This window comes from Algihabitans sp., from assembly GCF_965226985.1.
In the GTDB taxonomy this organism is placed as follows: domain Bacteria; phylum Pseudomonadota; class Alphaproteobacteria; order Kiloniellales; family DSM-21159; genus Algihabitans.
The window spans coordinates 3116885-3140770 of sequence record NZ_OZ245712.1 but is presented as its reverse complement, the minus strand read 5'-3'; the positions used below and the strand labels follow the sequence as shown (position 1 = coordinate 3140770).

General features: G+C 65.7%; 15 protein-coding genes. 7 read left to right on the top strand and 8 right to left on the bottom strand.

The annotated features are described in order from the left end of the window. Nucleotides 1-158: 158 nt before the first annotated feature. The gene (gene ilvC / locus ACO054_RS14315; protein ID WP_421707265.1) at nt 159-1178 is read left to right on the top strand and encodes a ketol-acid reductoisomerase; all 1020 of its coding nucleotides are present in this window, start codon (nt 159-161) and stop codon (nt 1176-1178) included. Nucleotides 1179-1464: 286 nt separating this feature from the next. Next, complete coding sequence (locus tag ACO054_RS14310; RefSeq protein ID WP_421707264.1) at nt 1465-2094, top strand: LysE family translocator; 630 nt, start codon at nt 1465-1467, stop codon at nt 2092-2094. Nucleotides 2095-2109: 15 nt separating this feature from the next. On the opposite strand, the gene ACO054_RS14305 is transcribed toward ACO054_RS14310, so the two are convergent. From ACO054_RS14305 to ACO054_RS14275, 7 genes are all read right to left on the bottom strand, one after another. Continuing rightward, nucleotides 2110-3039, bottom strand: a complete 930-nt coding sequence (locus tag ACO054_RS14305; RefSeq protein WP_421707263.1) for a 2-hydroxyacid dehydrogenase — start codon at nt 3037-3039, stop codon at nt 2110-2112. Next, complete coding sequence (locus tag ACO054_RS14300; RefSeq protein WP_421707262.1) at nt 3036-4538, bottom strand: M81 family metallopeptidase; 1503 nt, start codon at nt 4536-4538, stop codon at nt 3036-3038. Before ACO054_RS14300 ends, ACO054_RS14305 begins: the two co-directional genes overlap by 4 nt. Before the next feature lie 109 nt (nt 4539-4647). Beyond that, nucleotides 4648-6330, bottom strand: a complete 1683-nt coding sequence (locus ACO054_RS14295) for an ABC transporter ATP-binding protein (protein WP_421707261.1) — start codon at nt 6328-6330, stop codon at nt 4648-4650. 1 nt (nt 6331) lies between these two features. Next, the gene (locus ACO054_RS14290; protein WP_421707260.1) at nt 6332-7219 is read right to left on the bottom strand and encodes an ABC transporter permease; all 888 of its coding nucleotides are present in this window, start codon (nt 7217-7219) and stop codon (nt 6332-6334) included. A 38-nt stretch (nt 7220-7257) separates the two neighbouring features. Next, the gene (locus tag ACO054_RS14285; protein WP_421707259.1) at nt 7258-8232 is read right to left on the bottom strand and encodes an ABC transporter permease; all 975 of its coding nucleotides are present in this window, start codon (nt 8230-8232) and stop codon (nt 7258-7260) included. A gap of 118 nt (nt 8233-8350) precedes the next feature. Next, on the bottom strand, nt 8351-9925 hold the full coding sequence (locus ACO054_RS14280) for an ABC transporter substrate-binding protein (RefSeq protein ID WP_421707258.1): 1575 nt from the start codon (nt 9923-9925) through the stop codon (nt 8351-8353). Between the two features lie 72 nt (nt 9926-9997). Beyond that, entirely contained in the window at nt 9998-10783 is a 786-nt protein-coding gene (locus ACO054_RS14275; RefSeq protein ID WP_421707257.1) for a class II aldolase/adducin family protein, read from the bottom strand. 201 nt (nt 10784-10984) lie between these two features. On the opposite strand from ACO054_RS14275, the gene ACO054_RS14270 reads away from it, so the two are divergent. Continuing rightward, complete coding sequence (locus ACO054_RS14270; RefSeq protein ID WP_421707256.1) at nt 10985-11842, top strand: GntR family transcriptional regulator; 858 nt, start codon at nt 10985-10987, stop codon at nt 11840-11842. After that, the gene (locus ACO054_RS14265; RefSeq protein ID WP_421707255.1) at nt 11839-12864 is read left to right on the top strand and encodes a histone deacetylase family protein; all 1026 of its coding nucleotides are present in this window, start codon (nt 11839-11841) and stop codon (nt 12862-12864) included. Before ACO054_RS14270 ends, ACO054_RS14265 begins: the two co-directional genes overlap by 4 nt. A gap of 28 nt (nt 12865-12892) precedes the next feature. Here the strand turns inward: ACO054_RS14265 and ACO054_RS14260 are convergent, their stop codons facing one another. Next, the gene (locus tag ACO054_RS14260; RefSeq protein ID WP_421707254.1) at nt 12893-13378 is read right to left on the bottom strand and encodes a GNAT family N-acetyltransferase; all 486 of its coding nucleotides are present in this window, start codon (nt 13376-13378) and stop codon (nt 12893-12895) included. Nucleotides 13379-13428: 50 nt separating this feature from the next. Here ACO054_RS14260 and ACO054_RS14255 point away from each other — a divergent pair, with 50 nt between their 5' ends. The 3 genes from ACO054_RS14255 (at nt 13429) to ACO054_RS14245 (ending at nt 23850) form a co-directional block, all read left to right on the top strand. Continuing rightward, nucleotides 13429-14367, top strand: coding sequence for a DMT family transporter (locus ACO054_RS14255; protein WP_421707253.1), 939 nt, complete (start codon nt 13429-13431; stop codon nt 14365-14367). A 40-nt stretch (nt 14368-14407) separates the two neighbouring features. After that, the gene (locus ACO054_RS14250; protein ID WP_421707252.1) at nt 14408-14881 is read left to right on the top strand and encodes a GNAT family N-acetyltransferase; all 474 of its coding nucleotides are present in this window, start codon (nt 14408-14410) and stop codon (nt 14879-14881) included. Between the two features lie 1100 nt (nt 14882-15981). After that, nucleotides 15982-23850, top strand: a complete 7869-nt coding sequence (locus ACO054_RS14245) for a right-handed parallel beta-helix repeat-containing protein (RefSeq protein ID WP_421707251.1) — start codon at nt 15982-15984, stop codon at nt 23848-23850. The last annotated feature ends 36 nt before the right edge of the window (nt 23851-23886 follow it).

Below are 23886 nucleotides of genomic sequence, written 5' to 3'. Positions count from 1 at the left end.
GGCTTCTGCAGGTTGCGTCGCAGCGGTCGGACGGCTAGAACCCGGCGCAGTTTTTTTGCGTTCGCATCACGGCGTGCGCAATTTCCTTAAACTTGCGCGCGGAGAGCGGAAGCGCCGCCGCGCCGAACCTAAAGACAAGGCTGGAGGACAGGGTACCCATGCGCGTCTACTACGATCGCGACGCCGACGTGAATTTGATCAAGGGCAAGAAGGTGGTCGTGGTCGGCTACGGCAGCCAGGGGCATGCCCATGCCATGAACCTGCGCGACAGCGGCGTTGGCGACGTGCGGATCGCGCTACGCGCTGGCTCCAAGACCGCGCAGAAGGCCGAGGGCGCCGGCTTCACCGTGATGACCCCGGACGAGGCCGCGGCCTGGGCCGACGTCGTCATGATCCTGACGCCCGACGAACTGCAGGCGGATCTCTACCGGGACTCCCTGGCGCCGAACCTGAAGGAAGGGGCGGCCATCGCCTTCGCGCACGGCCTCAACATTCACTTCAGCCTGATCGAGCCGCGCCCCGACCTGGACGTCTTCATGATCGCGCCGAAGGGGCCCGGCCACACGGTGCGTAGCGAGTACGTGCGCGGCGCCGGCGTGCCTTGCCTGATCGCCGTGCACCAGGACAGCAGCGGCAATGCCCACGAGCTGGGCCTGTCCTACGCCAGCGCTATCGGCGGCGGCCGCGCCGGGATCATCGAGACGTCTTTCCGTGAGGAGTGCGAGACCGATCTCTTCGGCGAGCAGACGGTGCTCTGCGGCGGTCTCTCGGCCCTGATCGTGGCGGGTTACGAGACCCTGGTCGAAGCCGGCTACGCGCCGGAAATGGCCTACTTCGAGTGCCTGCACGAGGTGAAGCTGATCGTCGACCTGATGTACGAGGGCGGCCTTGCGAACATGCGCTACTCCATCTCCAACACGGCGGAGTATGGCGACTACGTGACCGGTCCCCGGATCATCACCGAGGAGACCAAGGCTGAGATGAAGCGGGTGCTGGACGACATCCAGGCGGGCCGCTTCACGCGCGACTGGGTCGCCGAATGCAAGGCCGGCCAGCCCTCCTTCAAGGCCACGCGCCGCCGCCACGCCGAGCACGGGATCGAGGAAGTCGGGCAGCGTCTGCGCGGCATGATGCCCTGGATCGCGGAGAACGCCCTGGTCGACAAGTCGAAGAACTAGAGCGCGATCGTCTCAGGTGGGAGTTTTTGGCTTCCACCTGAGACGTGAATCGCCCTCTAAACCTAATAGTGAGGCCGAAGACGGGACGGGTCGCTCGTCGGAAAGGGGGAGCCGGCTTCCGCCGGCTGCCTTCGTGCTTCGACAGGCTCAGCATGAAGGCGGGGGGAGTTTAGGCGGAGCGTTTCCGCCCCGCTTCCTCTTCACCCTGAGCTTGTCGGCCCCTTCCTCTTCACCCTGAGCTTGTCGAAGGGGGCTGCGGCTGGCGCGGGGTCAAGGGAGGCGAGGCATGCCGATCGACAGTCAGACTCTTCTGATCTTCATCCCCATCGCGCTCGCGCTGAACCTGACGCCCGGCGCGGACATGCTGTTCTGTCTCGGACAGGGCATTAAGTCGGGGCCGAAGGCCGGCTTCGCCGCCTCCCTGGGGATCGCGACGGGATCCTTCCTGCACGCGCTGGCGGCAGGTCTTGGGCTCGCCGCCTTGATCGCCGCCCACCCTCTGGCTTTCGAGGCGGTGCGTTGGGCCGGTGTCGCCTATCTTCTCTGGCTTGCGCTCGGCAGTCTGCGAGAGCCGGCCGGCGCACTCGAGCCGACCGAGGCTCAGCGCTCCAGCGCTCTGTCGGCTTGGCGTAACGGCATCTTCGTCTGCCTGCTCAATCCGAAGGTCGCCCTTTTCATTTTGGCGCTGGTGCCGCAGTTCGTCGATCCCGCGCGGGGGTCGGTGCTACTGCAGTTCCTGATCTTCGGCGCGATCCTCAATATCGGCGGAACTGCGATCAACGGACTGGTCGGAGTCTTTGCCGGCGGGATCGGCCGCTTTCTCGCGCGCAACGCCGTGGTCGCGCGGATCCTGCGGTACTTCACGAGCTTCGTGTTCTTCAGTCTCGCGGCGAAGCTGGCGTTCGAGCGGCGGTAGGCTGCCAAGGCCGCCTCAGTAGCCGGCAGCCCTGTCCACCACATTGGGAATCTCGGCACCGGCGACCGCCGCGCGGGCCGCGGCGAGGGTCTGCACGGCGACCAGATCAGCGGTCGCGTCGCTGGCGCAATGGGGCGTCACCAGAATGCGAGGATGCGCCCAGAAGTCGTGGTCCGGCGGCAGCGGCTCCTGCTCGAAAACGTCGAGCGAGGCGCCGGTCAGGTGACCGCTGTCGATGGCCGCGCGCAGGTCGTTTTCCACCAGGTGAGGTCCCCGTCCCATTTGAATCAGATAGGCCCCCGGTTTCATGCGCGCGAAAAAGGAAGCATCCAGAAGGCCGCGTGTCTGGGCCGTCAGAGGCAGCAAGTTGATGAGAGCGTCGGTGCGTGCCAGCAGCTGCTTCAGTCCCTCCGCGCCGCTTAGGACCTCAACGCCTTCGATCGCTCTGGGGCTGCGCGCCCAGCCCAGGGTCGGATAGCCGAGACCGGCCAGACGCCGTGCGACGACCGAGCCCATGCGCCCCAGTCCCAGGACGGCGACCGTCGTCTCGGCGGCGCCGCGCTGGGGCTGACGCTGCCAGACACGCGCCGCCTGCTGTTCCAGATAGAGGTCGAAGCGGCGCTGGTACCAGAGCACGTGCCAGATGACGAAGAGCGCCATGGCCTCGGACTGCTTGGGATCGACCATACGCACGACGGGCACGTCGGGCAGCTCCGGGTCGGCCAGGATGTTGTCCACCCCCGCCGCGATGGAGCAGATCACCTTCAGATTGGGATAGCGCTTCAGGACGCCGGGCTGGGGCCGCCAGGCGAGGGCGAAATCGATGGCGGCGGGATCGTCAACCTCCTCCGGCAACAGCAGTTCGACCGAGGGATCCTCCGCCGTGAAGGCGGCGCGGAAGAGGGTGTCCAACGTCAAGGTTGCGCTGACCAGGACGCCTTTCATACGGAACCTCCGAAGGTCTGAATCGGCAGGGCCGACAGGTCGATGGGATCGAGCGGATGGATCGGCCGCGCGCGGCTGAAGGGGAAGTCGCTCGGCCGAAACCGGCTGAGACCGGGTGTGTCGACCACGAGCGGCCGCGCCTGGCCGGCGAACGCCAGCTTGAAGTGATTGCCGGACTTGGCGACGACGGCGTCCAGGTCGCTCAGCCGCAGACCGTGGCTTTCGTAGGCGGCCGGGTCCTGAACGAAGGGCGCCTTCGTGGTCAGCAGCAGCGAGAGCTTGCCGACCTGCAGGACTGCGGTCGCGCCCAGGTCCACCGGCACGCCGGTCATGTAGCTGCCGCTATGGAGAAATCGTCCATCGCCGAGCCGCAGCACCCGGCCCGTCACCTGAAGAGCCGTCTGGCCGGGCGTGATCCCTCCGCCCAGGGTGAGCGTCACCTCTTCGCCAAGTCCTGCCGCTCCGCAGTTCCGAACGGCGTCGGGGTCATACAGCGGCAGTGCCACGCGCAGCTCCGGAAAAGATCGAAGCAGCAGGCGCGCCAGTGCCGTGGCGTCGCCCGGCGCGCCGGCCAGGACGCGATCCCCCTGATCGCCCAGCACGAAGGGACGTTGCTCCGGAGCGTCCCGCACGCGCGTCAAGGCCAGGTCCATCGAGGGCAACTCCTGGACGAAGTCGTCGCGCAGATCCCAGAGCCGGCGCGCCAGCCGCTCGGCAATCTCCTCGGCCGTGGTTGCGTCGCCGTCGGTTGTCACCAGGACTGTCTGGCCGGCCTCGGGGACGTCCACGAAGGGATTGACGTTGCAGATGGAGATGTCTCGCAGCTCGGCCCGCGCGTCGCAAAGCGCGCGCGCCTCGCCCTGCAATTCCGCCAGCGGTCCGCCGTCCGTCTCGTCGTTGCCGCGCGTCAGAAAGGGCAGCCGCGCCAGGCTGCGGAGAGGGCGCAGGCGGCCGTCCATCACCTCCTGTAGCAACGCGAAGGCCTTGGCGCCGGTCTCGACCATGTCGGCATGGGGATTGGTCTTGTAGGCGATCAGGATGTCCGCCGCCGCGACCATGGCCGGCGTGACCTGGGCATGAAGATCGAGCGCTGCGGCGATCACTACGTCTGGGCCGAGCTTGGCGCGCAACGCGGTGAGCAGATCGCCCTCGCAGTCGGCTCTCTTGCCCGACAGCATCGCCCCGTGCAAGTCCAGGCAGACGGCATCGGGCGCCTCGACCGCCAGGAAGGCCTCCAGCAGTTCGGCGAAAACCTCCTCCTCCACCGGGCCGCCTGGTCGCGCCCGCGCCGCGATGGCGGGCAGCCACTCGACGCCAGCTGCCTCGCCGGCTCGCAGGATACCGCCCAGCGCCGATCCGGCGTTCCGGTTGGCTGCGACCAACGCACCGCCGCGCTCGACGGTGAAGTCGGCGGCGGTGGTCGGCAGGGGATTGAAGGAATGGGATTCCTGCCAGAGCTGGCCGACCAGCAAGCGCGGCTTGGCCGAAAGCTGTCTCATTCCTACGCCCGTTCCAGGCCGCACCACTCGGCGATGAAGAGGGCGATGGTGCCGGTGGCTCGCTCGACGGCGGCGAGACTATCTCCTGCCAGAGCCGGATCGAGCGCGCTCACGAGCCGGCGGCCCGGGCTTGGCCCTCCGGCGAGACATCGGGGATGCTCCAGTGCTTGCCGGGCACGGCGGAGAGCAGTTCCTGGGTGTAGCTGTGCTGCGGATCGTTGAAGACCTTGCGGGTCGGTCCGTACTCGACGATGCAGCCCAACTGCATGACGGCGATGTTGTCGCAAATCTGGGCGGCCACGCGCAGGTCGTGGGTGATGAAGAGCATGGAGAGCTGCAGCCGCTGCTTGATCTCGGCCAGCAGCTCCAGCACCTGGGCCTGGATCGAGACGTCGAGGGCGGAGACCGGCTCGTCCGCGACCAGCAGTTCCGGGTCGAGCGCGAGGGCCCGGGCGATGCCGATGCGTTGGCGCTGACCGCCCGAGAACTCATGGGGGAAGCGCTCGGCGGCGGAGGCGTCCAGGCCGACCAGCCCCAGCAGTTCCTGGGCGCGCGCCACGGCGGTGGCGCGGTCGGCGCCGTGGGCCATCGGCCCCTCGGCGATGATGGTGCCGATCTTGCTGCGCGGGTTCAGAGAGGCGTAGGGATCCTGAAAGATCATCTGCACGTGCCGACGATGCGGCCGCAGCGCCTTGCCTTTCAGGCTGGCGAGGTCGACGTCGCCGAAGCGGATCTCGCCGCTGTCGCTGTCGAGCAGACGCACGATGCAGCGACCCACCGTGGACTTACCGGAGCCGGACTCCCCGACGAGGCCGAGGGTCTCTCCCTTCCTGATGTCGAAGGTGATGTCCTGCGCCGCCGGGACCCGCCGACCCTTGGTGAAGAAGCCCCGCTCCGTCACATAGGTCTTCTCCAGACTGCGGACCGAGAGCAGCGGCGGTCCCTTGAGGCCCGGGCGCTCCGGTGGCTCGAACTGCGGCACGGCGGCGATCAGGCGGCGGGTGTAGTCGTGCTTGGGAGCGTTCAGCACCTGCTCGGCCGATCCCATCTCCACGATCCGGCCGAACTGCATGACCGCCACGCGGTCGGCGATCTCCGCCACCACGCCGAAGTCGTGGGTGATGAACATCACCGCCATGTGGTGGCGGGCTTGCAGCGACTTGATGAGCTGCAGGATCTGGGCCTGGGTGGTGACGTCCAGCGCGGTGGTGGGTTCGTCGGCGATCAGGATCGCCGGCCCCAGCGCCAGGGCCATGGCGATCATCACGCGCTGGCGCTGCCCGCCGGACAAGCGGAAGGGATAAGACTCGCCCAGAGTTTCCGGGTCGGGCAGGCCGACTTCGCGCAGCAGCTCGACCACCCTGGCCTTGCGCTCGCGTTTGGTCAGCAGACCGTGGGCGTCGAAGACCTCCGAAATCTGCTCGCCGATCCGCATCAGGGGATTCAGGGCCGTCATCGGCTCCTGAAAGATCATGCCGATGCGACTGCCGCGCAGGTCACGTAGCTGCGTCTCGCTCAGTTGCAGCAGGTCGCGGCCTTCGAAGCGGATCGAACCGGCCACCGGCTGGACGTGGGGTCTCGGCAAGAGGCCCATGATGGCGTTGGCGCTCATGGACTTGCCGGAGCCGGACTCGCCGACGACGCAGAGGATCTCGTTGCGTGCCAGATCGAAGGTGATCTCCTCCACCGCCAGCTCCCGGTCGGCACCGGGCGGCAGCGAGATGGAGAGGCGCTCGACCTGCAGCAGCGGCGTCTCTCCCGTGGTTTCCGTCATGGTGCCAGCGTCGCTCATGCTAGCGGCCCTTCCGCGCGAGGCGCGGATTGAGGGCGTCGTTCAGACCCTCGCCGACGAGGTTCAGCGCGAGCACCGTCAGCAGGATCGCGATGCCGGGGAAGAAGGACATCCACCAGGCCTGTCGGATCACCGTGCGGGCCGCGCCGATCATGTAACCCCAGGACATGGTGTTGGGATCGCCCAGACCGAGGAAGGAGAGCGAGGACTCCAGCAGGATCGCCTGGGCGATCATCAGCGACGCCATCACGATCACCGGCGAGAGGGTGTTCGGCAGGATCTGGCGCGTGATGATCTGCAGGTTGGATTGACCCAGCACGACCGAGGCCTGGACGAACTCGCGGTTCCTGAGCGACAGGAACTCGCCACGCACCAGACGGGCGACCGGCGGCCAGGAGACGATGCCGATCGCGACGATGACGGAGGTGATGGAGGGCTGGAAGATCGCCACCAGCACGATCGCCAGCGCGAAGTTGGGAATGGTCTGGAAGAATTCGGTGAAGCGCATCAGCGCGTCGTCCAGCAGGCCCCCGTAGTAGCCCGCGAAGGCCCCGAGCGTGACGCCGATGGAGAGGGCGACTACGGTCGAGACGATGCCGACCAGCAGCGAGATGCGGGCACCGTGCACTAGGCCGGCGCCGATGTCGCGGCCCAGGGTATCGGTTCCGAACAGAAAGCCCTCGGCCCCCAGCGGCGGCAGGAAGGGACGCTGCACCATCGCCCAGGGGCTCTGCGGGTAGAGCAGGGGAGCCACGAGTGCCAGGACGACGACGGCCAGGAGGATGAAGACGCCGACGAGCGCGCCCTTGTTGCGCGCGAAGCGCTTCCAGAAATCGCGGAAGGCCTGGGCGCGGGCGGAGCGTTCGGGTATGGCGGCAGTCGACGTCATGGCAGTTCGATCACTGGAGCTCGATCATTGGAGTTCGCTCATTTCAGTTCAATCCGGGGGTCGACCAGCGTGTAGATGATGTCGGTCACCAGGTTGAACAGAATGACCATGGCGGAGGAGACGAAGAAGACGCCGAGCAGCAGGTTGTAGTCGCGCTGCAGCAGCGCGTCGAACATCAGCCGCCCGATGCCCGGCCAGGCGAAGACCGTCTCCGTCAGCACCGCCCCGCCGACCAGCTGCCCGGCCTGGATACCGGCCAGGGTGATCACCGGCAGGATGGCATTGCGCAGCACGTGCAGACGGGTGATGCGGCCCGGTGGCAGACCCTTGGCGCGCGCGGTCTTGACGAAGTCCATATCCATCACTTCCAGCATCGAGGCGCGGGTCAGGCGGGCGTAGATCGCCATGAAGAAGAGACCGAGTGTCGTCGCCGGCAGGATCAGGTGTTGCAGCACGTCGAGCACGCGGTCGAAGCCGCTGTGGCCGGCGCCGACGGATTCCATGCCGAATCCGGGCAGCCAGCCCAATTGAACGGAGAAGAGCAGGATCGCCATCAGCGCGATCCAGAATAAAGGCGTCGCGTAGAAGACCAGCGCCACCACGGTTATCAAGGAATCGGTCCACTGACCGACGCGCGCCGCCGCTAGCGCGCCCAGCAGGACGCCGAGCAGGATCGAGACGACGAAGGCCGTGCCGGTCAGCAGCAGGGTCGCGGGCAGGCGGTCGAAGATCAGCTCCGCCACTGGCTGCTGTTGGCGATAGCTGTAGCCCATGTCCAGCGTGACGATGCCGCCGACGTAGACCAGAAGCTGTTCGTGCAGCGGCCGGTCCAGCCCGAACTGCTCGCGCAGCTGCGCGATGAAGATCTCGTCCGCCGCCCCGGCCTCGCCCGCCATCACCTGAGCCGGATCGCCCGGTGCGGCGCGGATCAGGAAGAAGTTGAGCACGACGATCGCGAGCAGCACGAAGACCGCTTTGATCAGACGCTTGGCAATAAAGGAAAGCTTCTGCACGCCGCCCCGACGAAGACTTACGAGAATCTATGGAGAGCAACCGACTCGCGAAGAGCGCCCCCGGCGTCCCCTCTCCGGAATGGGAGAGGGGACGCCGGGGGAGACGACTGCGGCCGGACTAGCGGTCCAGCCAGGCGTCGACGAAGCCGTCGTTGACGCCGATGGCCGTATCGACGAGACCCTTCACGTCGCAGCTGTAGATCGTGGGGAACTCGATCTCCAGCAGCCAGGCGACCGGAACCTCCTCCGCCAGGATCTGCTGCATCTCGCTGTAGAGCGACTGACGGGCCTCATCCGGGAAGGCCACGGCTGCTTCGGTGAAGAGCCGGTCGACCTCCTCGTTGGCATAGCCCTGGACGTTGTTCCAGGGCGAGCCTTTGGCGATGTTCGTGGAGATGTAGGTCCGCGACACGCCGAGGGCCGGATCGCCGTACTGGTAGAGGTAGGTGAAGGCGAGATCGTAGTCCCACTCGTTCAGCTTCTGGTTCCAGCCGGCCACGTCGGTCGCGACCATCTCGACCTCGATGCCGACCTCCTGCAGGTTCTGCCGCACGGCCTCGGCCCAGCGCTGCCAGGTCTCGCCGTAGGGCAGGGGCAGGAGACGAATCGGGGTGCCGTCGTAGCCCATCTCCTCGAGCAGGGCCTTGGCCTGCTCCGGATCATGCGGGAACTGACGCACGTCGTCGTCGTAGAAGCGCGTCTTGGAACTGACCGGGCCGGTGGGCACGGCGCCCAGGCCGTTCCAGATCACGTCCTTCGCGAACTCGCGATCCAGGGCGTACATGATGGCCTGGCGGAACCGCTTGTCGGCCATCGGGCCCTCGCGGTTGTTGACCCACAGCCAGGCGTGGGGCGCGAAGTATTCCCAGCCCTTGCCGGTGACGCAGGAGTTGTCGAGATCGACCAGGCGCTGAACGTCGAAGTTCTCGACCGACCCGCCCGGCAACACGTCGACCTTGCCGGTCTCATAGGCGACCGAGCGGCTGGCCGCGTCGGGGATCACGTGCCAGTAGATCTCGTCGAGGTAGGGCTGCCCCTCGACGTGATAGTCCTCGTTCTTGACCAGTCGGATGTAGGAACCGCGCTCCCACTCCTCGAACTTGAAGGGACCGGTGCCGATCGGGGTGTTGTTGGCCGGGTTGTTCTTGAAGTCGGTGCCTTCGTAGATGTGCTTCGGCACCATCGGCATGGTCCCCACCTCGAAGATCCCCATGAAGGGTCCGAAGGGCTGCTTCAGGGTGAAGCGGACGGTGGTGTCGTCCAGCGCCTCGATGCTCTCGACATGCTCCAGGGAGACGCGCAGGCGAGGGTGAGTCTCGCGCAGGAAGACGTCGGCCGAGAAGACCACGTCGGCGGCGGTGAAGGGTTCGCCGTCGTGCCAGGTAACGCCGTCCTTCAAGGTGAAGGTGTAGACCGTGCCGTCGTCGTTGACCTCCCAGGACGTCGCCAGGCTCGGCACGGGATTCAGGTCGGTGTCGTAGCGCAGCAGGCTTTCGTAGATGTTGCCCGCCACCATCTGCGTCGGGCCGTTCTGGGTCACGCCCAGCATCAGTCCCGGCGGTTCCGGCTGGATCACGACGTTCATGACGCCACCCATCTTGGGCTCCTCCGCCCAGCTTGCCGGGGCCGTCAGCGCGGTCGCGGCGGCAAGGACGACCGCGAAAGCGGCCGGCCTGCAGAAACGCTTCAACATACGAAATCTCCCTGTCCCAAAGTAAAACTTCCCTGTCACGGACCCCGGTTGTGATCCGGGGACCAGTCTTTTCTAACTGTCGTAGCCGGGGGTCTTGCGGTCGAGCAGGCGCCGGAAAGCGGCCCATTCGATGTCTTCCTGCGTACCCGCATCCATGGCGTCGTAGGAGTCCCAGTACTGCTTGACGGTCTTGGCGCAGACCTCCTCGGGCACCGGCGTGGTCGCGGCCCCGCTCGCCTGTAGCTGGAGCTGCGCCTTGCAGGTGCGCTCCAGGTTGAACATCAGCTTCCAGGCCTCGGAGACGGAGCGGCCGACGGTCATGAGACCGTGGTTGCGCAGGATCATCACCGGCTTGTCGCCCAGGTCCGCGACCAGGCGCTCGCGCTCGTCCAGATCCAGGGCGATGGCCTCGTAGTCGTGGTAGGCGACCTTGCCGTAGTACTGCAGCGCCCACTGGTTGATCGGCAGCAGGCCCTCGCTTTGGCAGGAGACGGCGACGCCCGCTTCCGTGTGGGTGTGCAGGACGCAGCCGGCATCGTGCCGGGCCATGTGGACGGCGGAGTGGATGGTGAAGCCGGCGGGATTGACGCCGATGCCGGAGGGGTCGTCGATGACCTGGCCGTCGATATCGATCTTCACCAGGTTGGAAGCGGTCACCTCGTCGAACCAGAGCCCGTAGGGATTGATCAGAAAGTGCCCCTTCTCGCCGGGGACGCCCGCCGAGATATGGGTGTAGATCGAATCGTGCATGTCGAAGAAGGCAACGAGCCGGTAGGCCGCGGCAAGATCCACACGGGTCTGCCACTCCGCCTCGCCAAAGCGCGCCGCGCCGCGATGAGCCGTCGATGCCAGGGTCATGTCTGCCTCTCGTCTCCACAAGTCCGGTGCGTCGGCACCCCCAAGGTTCCATAAAGCGTGCCACAAGCCGTGCTATTGGATAAAGGTGAAACTGTCGACAGTCGGCAATTGGCTGCCTAGGGTTGAGACGCGCGGGCCGACAGATACCGTGAACGGGGCGGGACAAGAGGCGCAGTCAGGGCGCGCAGTCAGGGGGAGAAGATGAGCCGAAAGCGCCAAGCGCCGAACGCCGGCCCGGACGGTCCCTCGCACAGCCTGGGGCCGGCCGAGGCGACGCCGGTCGTGAGCGCGTCCGGCGAAACGGCAGCGGTCGCGACCTTCGAGGCCCTGGAGTCGACCGATCTGGTCGCTCAGGTCACGGACCGGCTGGCGCGCGCGATCTGCGAAGGCCGGCTCGTGCCGGGCCAACGCCTGGTCGAAGCGGCGCTCGCCCGGCAGCTCGGGATTTCACGCGCGCCTGTGCGCGAGGCCGCGCGGCGGCTGGAGCAACGGGGGCTTCTGGTCGCACATCCGCGCCGGGGTTTCTTCGTGCGGGACTTCTCGCTGGAGGAGATCGACGACCTCTACGGACTGCGCATCGCGCTGGAGCGTTACGCTGCCGAGCTGGCCTGTGCGCGGGCTACCGAAGACGATCTGAACCGCCTGCAGGCGCAGCTCGATCTGCTGCTCCGCCTGGCCCAGGCCGGCGCGGTCGCCGATCTGGTCGAGGAGGATCTGCGCTTCCACCTACTGTTCTGCAAGGCCTCCGGAAACCGGAAGTTGTTCAAGTTGTTTCATGAGATCGCCGGCGAGATCCGGATGATCATCGTCCTGATCGGCCAAGTCTACGACGATCCGAATCGCATCGCAGAAACTCACCGTCCGCTGATCGAGGCGCTGGCGGCGCGGGACGCGGCCCGGCTGGACGCAGAAGTCGATCATCACATTCGGGTCGGATGGCGCGAGGTTCGGCGTTTCTTCGCCGAGCGGGGCGCACCGCAAACGCGCGATCCTGCTCAGCAGATCCCCGAGACTGCGCCAAGGCGCGGCACGTCAGAAAGCGAGGAAAGCGGGATATGAAGATCGTCCAGACGGACAGACACAAGTTGCACGAGCCACAGTTCTTCATGGTGCACGGCCGGTCCCGGCCCAGCGCCGAGCAGCCCGAACGGGCCGAGCGTCTGCTGGCCGCGGCAGAGGGCGCTGGGCACGAGGTCGTACCCATGGAGAGCTTCGGCCCGGCGCCGCGCGCGGCGGTGCACACACCGGAGTATCTTCGCTTCCTGGAGGTCGCGCATCGGGAGTGGCAGACGTTGGGCAACGCTTCCGAGGAGATTCTGGCGAACATTCATCCCAGCCGCTACCCGCCGACCTATCCCCAGTCGATCGTCGGGCGGGCGGGCTGGCACATGGCCGATACCGCCTGTCCGATCGGCGCCGGAACCTTTGATGCCGCTTGCGGCGCGGCGGATGTGGCCGTGACGGCGGCGGAGTATCTGCTCGACGGCGGCGATCACGTCTACGGCCTCTGCCGTCCGCCCGGCCATCACGCCTACGCCGACATGGCCGGCGGCTTCTGCTTTCTCAACAACGCGGCCATCGCGGCGCAGCACCTTCGCCAAGCTCACGAGCGGGTCGCGATCCTCGACGTCGACGTGCATCACGGCAACGGCACCCAGGGCATCTTCTGGCGCCGCAACGATGTGCTGACGATCTCGCTGCACGCCGATCCGCTGAACTTCTACCCCTTCTTCTGGGGACACGCCGCCGAACGGGGCGAGGGGGACGGCGAAGGCTACAACCTCAACCTTCCTCTGCCGTTGGGAACGGGAGACGCCGACTGGCTGGTCGCGCTGCAGTCGGCGCTCGCGGCCCTGCGCGCCTTCTCGCCGGGCGCCCTGGTTGTGGCCCTGGGCCTGGATGCTTACGAGGGCGACCCCCTCAGGGGCCTGGCCATCACGACGCCCGGCTTCGCGCAGATCGGCGGCGCCATCGCGGAGCTGGGTCTGCCCACGGCCCTGATCCAGGAGGGCGGCTATCTGGCCCCGGAATTAGGAGACAATCTGGTCAGCTTTCTGAAGGGCTTCGAGGCGGCGCGGTGATCGGGCCGCGTCAGCCTTCCGGGCCGCGTCAACCTTTCGGATCCTGTCCCGTTTCGTGATCCAGGCTCGGCAGGTCCTTGGCGAAGTAGATGCGCTGGAAGCCACCTTCCTCGATGCGTGCTTCCTCCCGCCAGCCGTAGTGGCGGTAGATCGCCTGGTTCTCGGTCATGGTGATGTGGGTGTAGAGGGTCAGGCGCCGGTAGCCACGGTCCCGCGCCGCCGCTTCGGCCGCGATCATCAGGGTTCGGCCGTGGCCCTTGCCCTTGGCAGCCGGGTCGACAGCCACGTTGTGGATCAGCAGGCTGTCGGGGCGCGCCAGCAGCACCAGCAGGCCGATCACACGGCCGTCCTCCTCCAGCACCTGGAGTTCCCCCGCCGCCAGGCGGGCCGCGTAGTCGTCGAGCATGGGCTGCGGCGGCTGGCCCATGCGGACCAGATAGGGGCTGTAAGCCGCCTCGACGATCGCGCGGACGCGGGGCAGATCTTCCGAAAGGGCAGGGCGCAGACGACTCATCTGCGGCAGGCTAGATCTCCCAAACTCACGTTGTCACCGGAGAGATCTGCATGACGGCCATGGTTCGCGGCCATATCGGATGGAGGGAACTGGCGCTGTTGGCCTCGATCGGCCTCTTCTGGGGGCTGAATTGGCCGGCGGTCCGGATCATCCTGACGGAGGTTCCGCCCTTCACGATCCGCATGCTGGCCTTTGTGGCGGGCGCGGCCGTTCTGCTGGGGCTGGCCCGCCTGCGGGGCGAGCGGCTGCGGCCGGAGCCGGGCGAGTGGGGAGCGTTGATTCTGGTCGCGCTGCTGTCCGTCTTCGGCTTCAACGTCCTGGCGGCCTTCGGCCAGCTCAATACCGAAACCTCCCGGGCAGCCATCATTGCCTTCACCATGCCGGTCTGGGCGACTCTGCTGTCCGTCGCCTTTCTCGGCGACAGGCTGACGTGGGAACGGGCCGGCGCACTGCTGCTCGGCATGGCCGGACTGGCCTTGCTGCTGGGTGAGGATTTGCTGGACGTTACCCGCTCGCCGCTCGGCTCCTTTCTGATGCTTGGGGCCGCGCTGTCCTGGGCGATCGGCACCGTATTGCTCAAGCGGCGGACCTGGTCCTTGCCGCCGCTGGCCCTCGCCGGCTGGATGGTGGCGATCTCCGCGCCGCCGGCGGTGCTGGGCGCCGCGCTGATCGAACAGCCTTGGACGCTGCCCTTCCCCTCCGCGCAGGTGCTGGCCGTCTTCGCCTACCATGTCCTCTTCCCGATGGTCTGGTGCCACTATGCCTGGGTGACGCTGGTCGCCAGCCTGCCGGCCTCCGTTGCCGCGATCGGGACTTTGATGATCCCGGTCGTCGGTGTCATCAGCGCCATTCTGTTGCTGGGCGAGCCGGCCGCGCTGCAGAAGTTCCTGGCGTTGGCGCTCGTGGTCTCCGCCGTTGCGCTGGTGCTGATCGTGCCGGGACTGAAGGCGCGCAGGCTGCGCGACGCCGCAGCGGAAACGCCGGACTGAAAGAGACGACATAAGCAAGGTGAAAAGGACGCCAGCCGCCATGACCGATATTCTGTGCCGCCCGCCGGTCCCAGCCGACAAGGAAAGCTGGGCGGAGCTGTTTCGCGGCTACATGACCTTCTACGACGTGCCGCTCGACGACGCCGTCGTGGAGCGGGTCTGGGGCTGGCTGTTCGATCCGACCCACGAGGTGGAGGGTCTGGTGGCGGAGCTGGAGGGTCGGATCGTGGGGTTGGCTCACTATCAGCCCATGGCGCGCACCCTCGGCGCCAACGAGGTCGGTTACCTCTCGGATCTCTTTACCGACCCGACGGTGCGCGGCCGCGGCATCGGGCGGGCCTTGATCGACGCGACTCTGGAGGCATCGCGGCAGAGGGGCTGGCCGCTGGTCCGCTGGTTGACTCAGGAGTTCAACTACGCCGGCCGGCAGCTCTACGACAGCTATGCGCCCCGCTCCGACTTCATCGTGTACGTTGCGAAGACCGCGCCGGAGACCGGTTCGAACCGCGCCTAGAGTTGGATCGCCTTAGGTGGGATCGCTCTGACGATCCCACCTGACACGATCGTGCTCGAAGGCGGCTGCGGCTATCCTTGCGAAGGCGACAGCAACTCGCATGGAATGAGACGCACGGCAGCATCTGGCCGGAGCGCGCCGGACTCGTCGCGCTGATGTCCGAGGCCTATCCTGTGAGTTGCAAAAATGATAAAATCTGAGGTTGTTTTTGCGCTGTTTGGATCAGTTTTGTGGGAAGCCCAGCGCCTGGATCAATTATTGATATTTTCGCTATATAATCGAATTATCAAATGATTTTACCATGCTGTATTTAACAATAGTATGTTCTGATTTTCTAAAAGGTGCTGTTAAAGATTGAATTCATTTAGTATATACTGAGACAATAATGAGATTTTTGAAATATCGTTGCAATTTATAATCGAATCAAGCCTGATATTTTCAGATATTACTGGCGTATCTATCTGTAAAGGCACTCTTGTTCCGTTAAATCTACCAATGCGCGATGCTTTAAAAGTTAAATTCGCGTACTATAGTATTCACCTGATATTGCGATATATCGCAAACTAATTAAATTCAATGCAAATTGCTTTGCATGAATAGATTGATAAAACGTAAAGAAACATTAGGAAGCGTAATGGCGCGTAAAGGTTGTTATTCGCTGTCCCGAGCCTGTCGGTTGAAGGACGTTGCCGAAGGCGGCCGAGACGTTCTGCAACTGTTAATTCACCTCCATGCCGGAGCGGAATGGTGCGGGAACGGAGTGGATTGTGATCCGGCGCTGTTGGCGGCCAGTAAGGTCGCGAAGAGGCTTTCGGTTCCGAAGAGAGCGATCTGCTCTTTTTGGTGTTTTTATTTGCTGAGGTGATCTGGGTTTTTCGTTTTTCAGGAGTTCTGCGAAGAAGTTCGAAATAGGAAAAATAAAGATCAAATATCGGCGCTCGAAAGCTGAGCGAAATTTAAGTTTTGGCGCTGGCGTCGGGGGGCGTCTTCCAGAAGCGGTCTTCTGAAAGACAGCGCCTGGAGTTGCAAATCCGAGCCGCTGCGGCCCGTCCGCAGTCGGAGTTCGGACCTGGAAGGTTTAAGGGGCGGAGGGTAGAAGCGTGCTGTTGATCATCGAACGTGCAACCGGGGAACGTCTTGAGCTGGAGCTGAGCCCCGGCGTCGAGCTGCCTGAGGTTCGGCCTGGCGACCGTGTCTCCTTAGAGGTCGCGGACGGTCAGATCGTCTCGCTTGCCGTCGATGGCAACGACCTGTCGGTCCTGATTGCCGACGCGGCCGGGGAGGCGCCCGCCGAAACCTACAGCTTCGAGGATCTCGCGCTTTATCTGATCGAGGGCGACAGCGAACTGACGCTCGACGGTGGTGCAACAGACGGCGGCGTCACAGCTGACGCGGGGCCGCTCGTGATCGGCGATGCAGAGAGTCTGTTTGCAGCGTTGACTCCTGCTGCTGGACCCGCTCCCTCCAGCGACATCGCTTCGCAAGCCGATATCTCCGCCGTCTCGACCTCCAGTTTCGCCAACGTGGGCGATGTGCGCGAGGCGACGGAGGACGGCGGCAGCTCTCTGCGCCCCGGCACGCTGGTGGGCGAGGAGGCCGGCTCGGTCGCGCGCGGTGGTTTGGATCTGGTATCGGACGGTTTTGCGTCCGGCGAAACGGTGCTGAGCGAAGCGCGAGGTCGCGGGACTCCGGATCAGGAGACGCAGGTCGACCTCGGGCGGCGGGACGGCGGCGACAGCGGCGGGCCTGTTTCGGGCGGCGGTTCCGGCGGCGAAAGCGTCACGCTGAGCGGACGCGCGGTCGACGGCTACATCTCGGACGCGACCGTGTTCCGCGACGCCAACAACAACGGTGTGCTGGACGAGGGCGAGGTCTCGACCACGACCGATCTCAACGGCAATTTCACCCTGACGGGCGGCAGCGGGCCGCTGGTGATGTTCGGCGGAACCGATATTTCCACCGGCCTGCCCTTCAGCGGAACCATGAGGGCGCCGGCGGAAGCCACGGTAATTTCGCCCCTGACGACGCTGGTTCAGAATCTGGTCGAGGCGGGCGTGGACGTGGGCGTCGCGCAGACTCAGGTCGCCCAGGCGCTCGATATCCCAGAGAGCTTCCAGATGCTGACGACCGACCCGGTCGCGGCGACGGTGGCCGGCGCCGAGGGCGCGGCGGAGGCTATGCGGGCCGGCGTGCTGATTGCCAACACGGCGGCGCAGGTGCAAAGCGCTATTGAGGGTGGCAGTAGCGGTGAGGCGGCCACGGCTTCCTCGTCCGCCTTCACGGCCATTGCCCAAACGATTGCGGACAACGGCGCTGCGACGGATCTCACGGACGGGGGGCAGGTCGAAGACCTCGTAAACGATGCGGCCGCCATCGAGGAGGCGGCAAGCGGCGAGACGGTGACCTTCGACAACAACGATGTCGCCAATGCCGCCAATGTGATCACCGCGTCCAACCAGGTGGCGCAGCAGGTGGACACCACTGCTGAGGCCAACGAGGTGCTGACCGAGCTGGCGCAGGTCGGTCAGGTGGCGCAGGGCGAGGCGGCCGAAGCCATCGAGGCGGCCGTTGAAAACGACGACGACACGGCCGTCGAGGACTTCGACAGTGAAGACGATGTCCAGGCCCAGTCGGACAATGCCGAGGTGGGCGACGTCGACGGCGCCGACGAGCTCGACGACGGCGACAACGTCTTCATCGGGACGGATGCGGCCGAAAGTATCGAAGGTCTTGGCGGCAACGATATCCTGCGGGGCGGTGGCGGCAACGATTCCCTCTCCGGCGGTTCTGGCGACGACCAGCTGTTCGGCGAGGCGGGCAACGATGTTCTGCGAGGCGGCCCCGGCAATGACCTGCTGGACGGCGGCGCGGGCGTCGACACTGTGCGCGTTCCGGGCAGCTCCGACCGTTTCCAGCTCGGCCAGGGCGACGGCGATACCCTCACGCTGAGCGATACGGAGAGCTCCGACGTCGACGTGGTGACGAACGTCGAATTCATCGACTTCAGCGACACCCGCTTCGTGGTCGCCGGAGCCGGCAGCACCTTCGAGTCCCTGTCGGCGGCGCTCGCGGTGGCCCAGAAGGGCAACACCGTCGTGGTGGCGGACGATGCTTCTATCCTGGTCACCAGCCTGACTCTCGATGACGCCCTGGCTATCCGGACGGCGGCGGGCGAGTCGATTGTTGCGATCGATGCGGACGGCGGGCTGGTGATCGATTTCGACAGTCTGCCGACCAACGAGATAGCCACGCTCGATATCTCGGGTTTCGATGGCGATGTGCGGATCGACGGTCTGGGCTCCCTGGCCCGGATCGTGACATCGGAAGGCCAACAGATCACGCTCGACGGCCAGTCTTTGGACAGCGTGTCGGAGGGCGAGTCCACCCTGACCATCGCGGGCGACGGTGCGGTGGACATCGTCAACAGCGGGCTGACTCTGCCGAACGACGGCACGCCGCCCAGCGTCCTGAATCTGCTGGCCCTGGAGTTCGAGGGGCTGGCGGAGCAGAAGTCGCTGGTGCCCGAGCGCCTGACGGTCGATGGCAGTCACACCGACGCCATCGCGGCCTTCTGGATCCAGCTGGATCAGGCCTATGTCGGCGCGGGCGACTACTACAATCTGCCGGTCAACACTTCCTTCGCCTTTCTGGGCAACGACTACGCGGCTTACCTGCGGGACGGCGGCGAGCCGCTGCTCGATCTTGTGAAGGTGCCGGATGGCCGGCAGCAGACGCTGCATGACAATCTGCTGGGGAACCTCGGCGACGCCCCGATCACCAGCCGCTTTCTCAATCAGGGTCAGGATGATCCGCGCACGGATGAGGGCGCGTTCTTCGGAAGCCGCCCCTTCCATGACGGCTCGGTCGATGCCGACGGTCTCTATAACGCGGGCGACGTCTCGGCGGTGGTTGGCTGGGATCTGGCCAACGGCGTGAGCTATCCCGACGATCTGCCGGGACCCTACGCCGTGCTCGACGGCGCCAACAGCCTCAGCGGTACAACGGGCAACGACTTCTTCTTCGGCGGCGGCGGCGATGACGTGATCGACGGCGGTGCGGGCGAGGATGTCGCAGCCTATCGCGGCGGCCGGATGGATTACGACCTCTCGGCCCAGGCCGACGGCGGCGTCACCGTGACCGATGCCGAGACGACGAACGGCGACGAGGGCAGCGACGACCTGACGAGTGTCGAGCGGCTGGCCTTCCAGGACGGCACCGTCAGCTTCGGAGCGACACTGCAGCGCGCGGTCGGAGAAGACGATCCGGCCCGGCCCGACGAGACGGACAACTTCCATCCGGGCAACGGCAACTCCAACGAAAACTTCGTGGTCCACGACAATACGGCTCTGGAGATCGAGGTCGGGCTCAAGGCCAAGGCGCGCTTCGAGGGCGAGCTGGAGTCGGAGGGCGCGACCTATCAGGCCAGCACCGGGGTCAGCGTGTCCTCTACCGGTGTGGCCGGCGCGGCGTGGAACTTCGACTTCAGCGTGGTTAGCTACGGCGACGCCGATCTGTCCAACTACGACACCCGCTTCACCATCGAGTTCGTCGATGCGAACGGCGAGCCGCAGGTCCTCACCTTCGGCGGACCCATCACACCCGGTCAGGGCTACCAGGATGCGTCGGGAGGCACCGAGGGCATTCAGGGATCCCTGAATCCGGATTTCGGGTTCATCGATCCCGATAACCTCTTCGACCCCAACCTGCCCGGCAGCTACCAGGTCAGCCTGGAGGTGATCGACCGCGAGAGCGGCGAGACGGTGGCCCAGTCGGACATTCGGGTCGAGGTCGCGCCCAACATCGTCGTCGCGTCCGACGGCAGCGGGAACTACCTTACGATCCAGGAGGCGATCGATAACGCCGAAGAAGGCGACACCATCCTGGTGAAGGACGGCACCTACGGGCCGGTTACCATCGACAAGTCGGTGACGCTACTCAGCGAGAATGGATCCGAGAGCGTCATCATTCAGGGTTCCGGGGTCAGCCAGGGTTCCGCCGTGCGGATCGCGGCGGGTGTCGAGGGCGTGACGCTGGGCGCCGAGGGGCAGGGCTTCACCATTGCGGCTGGGGCCGGTGATCTCGCGGCGCTTCACGTGGTTGAGGACAACAGTGGCGTCACGGTCGAGGGCAACAGCCTGAGCGGCGGCAACGGTCATGCGCTGCTGACGGGCGGCGGACAGGATGGCCTGACGGTGCGCGGCAATAGCCTGTCGGGCGACGGGCCGGCGGCTGTGGCTTACAACAACGGTGAGGCCAGCCTCGGCGAGGCGCGCGCCTCCGTCGAAGTCAGCTTCATCGACAACAGCTTCACGGGTGGCGACAACGCCGGCCTGCTGCTGGGGATCGAGGCGAGCGGCGGCACGGTCAGCGGCAACAGTTTCGAGGGAACCGCCGACTTCGCGATGCTGGAGCTCTGGTCCGGCGGTCTCGCCATCACGGGTAACGCCTTCGATGCCGAGGGCGGCAGCACGGCCGTTCTCGACAGCGCGGGCGCCTACGACGAAGCCGACCTGACCGCGGCCAACAGCTTCGCCAACGGCAGCTTGCTGCTGCCCGGTGTCGACGCGATCTTCACCCTCGACGGCGGTGTGCTTTCGATTGATCTCGCGGGCACGAACGTCACGGAACTCGATCTCTCGGGACTTGAGCGCGACGTTCGGATCGAGGGCTTCGGCGCCCTGACCCGGATCGTCACGGCGGATGACCAGCAGCTCACCCTGGATGGCGCGGAGCTAGCCGGCCTGGGCAGAACCTTGACAGTCGCCGGCGACGGCGCGGTGGACATCGTCAACAGCGGGCTGACCTTGCCGAACGACGGTACCACGGCTCCGAGCGTGCAGAACTTGCTGGCCTTGGAGTTCGAGGGGCTGGCGGAGCAGAAGTCGCTGGTGCCCGAGCGGCTGACGGTCGACGGCAGTCACACCGACGCCATCGCGGCCTTCTGGATCCAGCTGGATCAGGCCTATGTCGGCGCGGGCGACTACTACAATCTGCCGGTCAACACCTCCTTCGCCTTTCTGGGCAACGACTACGCGGCCTACCTGCGGGACGGCGGCGAGCCCTTGCTCGATCTGGTGAAGGTGCCGGATGGCCGGCAGCAGACGCTGCATGACAATCTGCTGGGCAATTTGGGGGATGCGCCAATCGCCGACCGCTTCGGCAGCGATCCGGCTGACGATCCGCGCACGGATGAGGGCGCGTTCTTCGGAAGCCGCCCCTTCCATGACGGCTCGGTCGATACCGACGGTCTCTACGACGCCAACGACGTCTCGGCGGTGGTCGGCTGGGATCTGGTCAACGGCGTGAGCTATCCCGACGATCTGCCGGGACCCTACGCCGTGCTCGACGGCGCCAACAGCCTCAGCGGTACAACGGGTAACGACTTCTTCTTCGGCGGCGCCGGCGACGACGTCGTCGATGGTGGCGCGGGCGAGGACGTCGCGGTCTATCGCGGTAGCCGGATGGACTACACGCTCTCGGCCCAGGCGGAGGGCAGTGTGGTGCTGGCCGACGGGAACACGGCCAACGGAGACGAAGGTCGCGACAGCTTGACCGCTGTCGAGCAGCTTGCCTTCTCCGACGGAACCGTCAGTTTCGAAGCGCAGCTTCAGCGGCCGGTCGCGGAGAACGACGGCGGTGGCACCGATGGATTCCATCCGGGCTCCGGCCTGTCCGATACGAACTTCGTGGTGCATGACAACACGGACGTGGGTATCGAAGCCGCGTTGAAGATCCACAATCGCTTCGACGGCGAAGCCGGGGCTGAAGGCGCGACTTACTACACCAACGCCGGTCCCGACGGTGGAAGCGGTTCCCTTGCGGGGTGGAACTTCAACTACAGCGTTATCAGCTACGGCGGGCAGGAGCTCTCGAACTACGACATCCGGATCACGGCCGACTTCATCGATCTCGATGGCAACCGGACCGAGAGCGTTATGGTCTTCGATCCCATAGCGCACCGGGATGCGACCGGAGAGGACTACTACCAGGATCCCTCCAATCAAACCGAGGGTTTGCAGAACTCGCAAAACATCGACTGGTATTCGGAAGGCTTCGATCCCGATGCCTCGGGCAGCTACGAGCTCAGCCTGACGGTGGTCGACCGCAGCAGCGGTGAGACGGTTGCGCAATCCGACATACGGGTCGAAGTGGCCAACATCATCGTCGCTGCCGACGGCAGCGGCAACTTCACCAGCATCCAGGCGGCCATCGACGCGGCCGAGGCCGGCGATACGATCATCGTTCAGGAGGGCACCTACGAGCCCTTCGGAACCTCCTTCGACGGTCCGGCGAACCTGACGATCATCGGCACCAACGGGGCGGTGATCGACGGCAGCGACCTGACCGGGTCCGCACGTCTGGTCGACCTCCGCGCCGACGGCACCAGCCTGAGCGGTTTCACGATCCAGGGACCGGGCGCCGATGCGGGCTCCTTCGTCGGCGTCTCCGTGTCCGGCCAGAACGTGACCGTTCAGAACAACACCATTGCCGATGTCACGACGGGCATTCAGACGACCACGCAGTACGAGGTCGGCTCCGCCACGATCAGCGGCAACGACGTGACGGCGAACTACGGCATCAGTCTGCAGAACGACGACAACACGGTGTCGAACAACACGGTGAACGCGGCTGTCGAGGCGGTCGGTCTTCTGCCGGGCGCCAACAGCTTCCTCGACAACAGCTTCATCATCGGCGCCGGTGGCGAGGCGCTTGGCCTGCACAACGGTGCTGTCGTCTCGGATTTGATCACCAGCGGCAACAACGTCTCGGTGAGCGGTGATACCAACCTTCAGAACGCGGTGGATCTCGCCGGGGCCAACGGCACGGTCAAGGTCGATGGCGGCACCTACAACGGGTCCCTGGTGATCGGCCAGCAGGTGACCCTGCTGGGTGTGCAGAGTGGCGTGGAGGCGACCGACGCGGCGCGCGGCGGGACCGAGAGCGTGATTCTGGGTACCATCCATCTGCTCGACGGGGCCGACGGGACCACCATCGACGGCTTCTCCCTGCAGGAGGGCGGCAGCGTTTCCGGGTCCTTTGCCGGTATCTATCTGGATCCGGGCGCGACCGGTATCACGATCCAGAACAACATCCTCAGTCACACGAACAACGCAGAACTGACCGATGGCTCGCGCGGCATCCTGACCATCGTCGACGGCGGAAACGAGGGGCTGACGATCAGCGGCAACAGCTTCACCGGCTGGTCGACCGGCATCTTCCTGAACCCAGGTGCGGGCGCGGCGGAGATTTCCGACAACGCCTTCTCGGGGAACAACGTCGGCGTCTCGGTGGATGGCCCGGACGGCGTGCGGCTGACGGACAACAGCTTCACCGACAACCTCTTCGAGGCGGTGGGCCTGGGGCCGGTGGTCCCAGCCGGCTCGGCGGAGGCCTCGCTGGAGGTCACGCTCTCGGGCAACGAGATCGGGGAGGGCAACGGCAACGAGGGCCGGATCGGCGTCTATGTTGACGGCCTGACGGTGACGGCCGAGGGCGAGACCGACGGGACGGTTCTGCATCTGCAGGGCGCCTCGGTGAAGGACCTGACGCTGGTTGGCGACGGCAATGTCGCCGTGGTCGGGAACGAGCAGGCGAACAGCCTGACCGGCAACGACGGTGCCAACAGCCTCTTCGGCGGCGCGGGGGACGACCAGCTCTTCGGTGGGGATGGTGACGACATCCTGACCGGCGGGGAGGGCGCTGACACCTTCGTTCTGCGCGGCAGCGACAGTGGGACCGACAGGATCACCGACTTCGAGATGGGGGACACCATCGATCTCAGCGATCTGGTCGTGAGCGATGCCGGGACGGAGTTGCTGTTCGGCGACGACGGTGCCGGCAACGCGACGGTCGCCCTGGCCTCCGCGCCAAACGATGTGCGCCTGGTGGTCGAGAACACGACCTCGATCAGCTTGAGCGCGAACGTCGACAGCGACGGCAACATCAGTCTGGGCAGTGCTACGAGCTAGAAGCAGGGGCGGGATTTGCCAGGAAAAGGGGGCGTC

What these genes read in the sequence shown, in the direction of transcription:
- ilvC (WP_421707265.1), top strand. Translation starts at nt 159, where the DNA reads ATGCGCGTCTACTACGATCGCGACGCCGACGTGAATTTGATCAAGGGC.
- ACO054_RS14310 (WP_421707264.1), top strand. Translation starts at nt 1,465, where the DNA reads ATGCCGATCGACAGTCAGACTCTTCTGATCTTCATCCCCATCGCGCTC.
- ACO054_RS14305 (WP_421707263.1), bottom strand. Translation starts at nt 3,039, where the DNA reads ATGAAAGGCGTCCTGGTCAGCGCAACCTTGACGTTGGACACCCTCTTC.
- ACO054_RS14300 (WP_421707262.1), bottom strand. Translation starts at nt 4,538, where the DNA reads ATGAGACAGCTTTCGGCCAAGCCGCGCTTGCTGGTCGGCCAGCTCTGG.
- ACO054_RS14295 (WP_421707261.1), bottom strand. Translation starts at nt 6,330, where the DNA reads ATGAGCGACGCTGGCACCATGACGGAAACCACGGGAGAGACGCCGCTG.
- ACO054_RS14290 (WP_421707260.1), bottom strand. Translation starts at nt 7,219, where the DNA reads ATGACGTCGACTGCCGCCATACCCGAACGCTCCGCCCGCGCCCAGGCC.
- ACO054_RS14280 (WP_421707258.1), bottom strand. Translation starts at nt 9,925, where the DNA reads ATGTTGAAGCGTTTCTGCAGGCCGGCCGCTTTCGCGGTCGTCCTTGCC.
- ACO054_RS14275 (WP_421707257.1), bottom strand. Translation starts at nt 10,783, where the DNA reads ATGACCCTGGCATCGACGGCTCATCGCGGCGCGGCGCGCTTTGGCGAG.
- ACO054_RS14270 (WP_421707256.1), top strand. Translation starts at nt 10,985, where the DNA reads ATGAGCCGAAAGCGCCAAGCGCCGAACGCCGGCCCGGACGGTCCCTCG.
- ACO054_RS14265 (WP_421707255.1), top strand. Translation starts at nt 11,839, where the DNA reads ATGAAGATCGTCCAGACGGACAGACACAAGTTGCACGAGCCACAGTTC.
- ACO054_RS14260 (WP_421707254.1), bottom strand. Translation starts at nt 13,378, where the DNA reads ATGAGTCGTCTGCGCCCTGCCCTTTCGGAAGATCTGCCCCGCGTCCGC.
- ACO054_RS14255 (WP_421707253.1), top strand. Translation starts at nt 13,429, where the DNA reads ATGACGGCCATGGTTCGCGGCCATATCGGATGGAGGGAACTGGCGCTG.
- ACO054_RS14250 (WP_421707252.1), top strand. Translation starts at nt 14,408, where the DNA reads ATGACCGATATTCTGTGCCGCCCGCCGGTCCCAGCCGACAAGGAAAGC.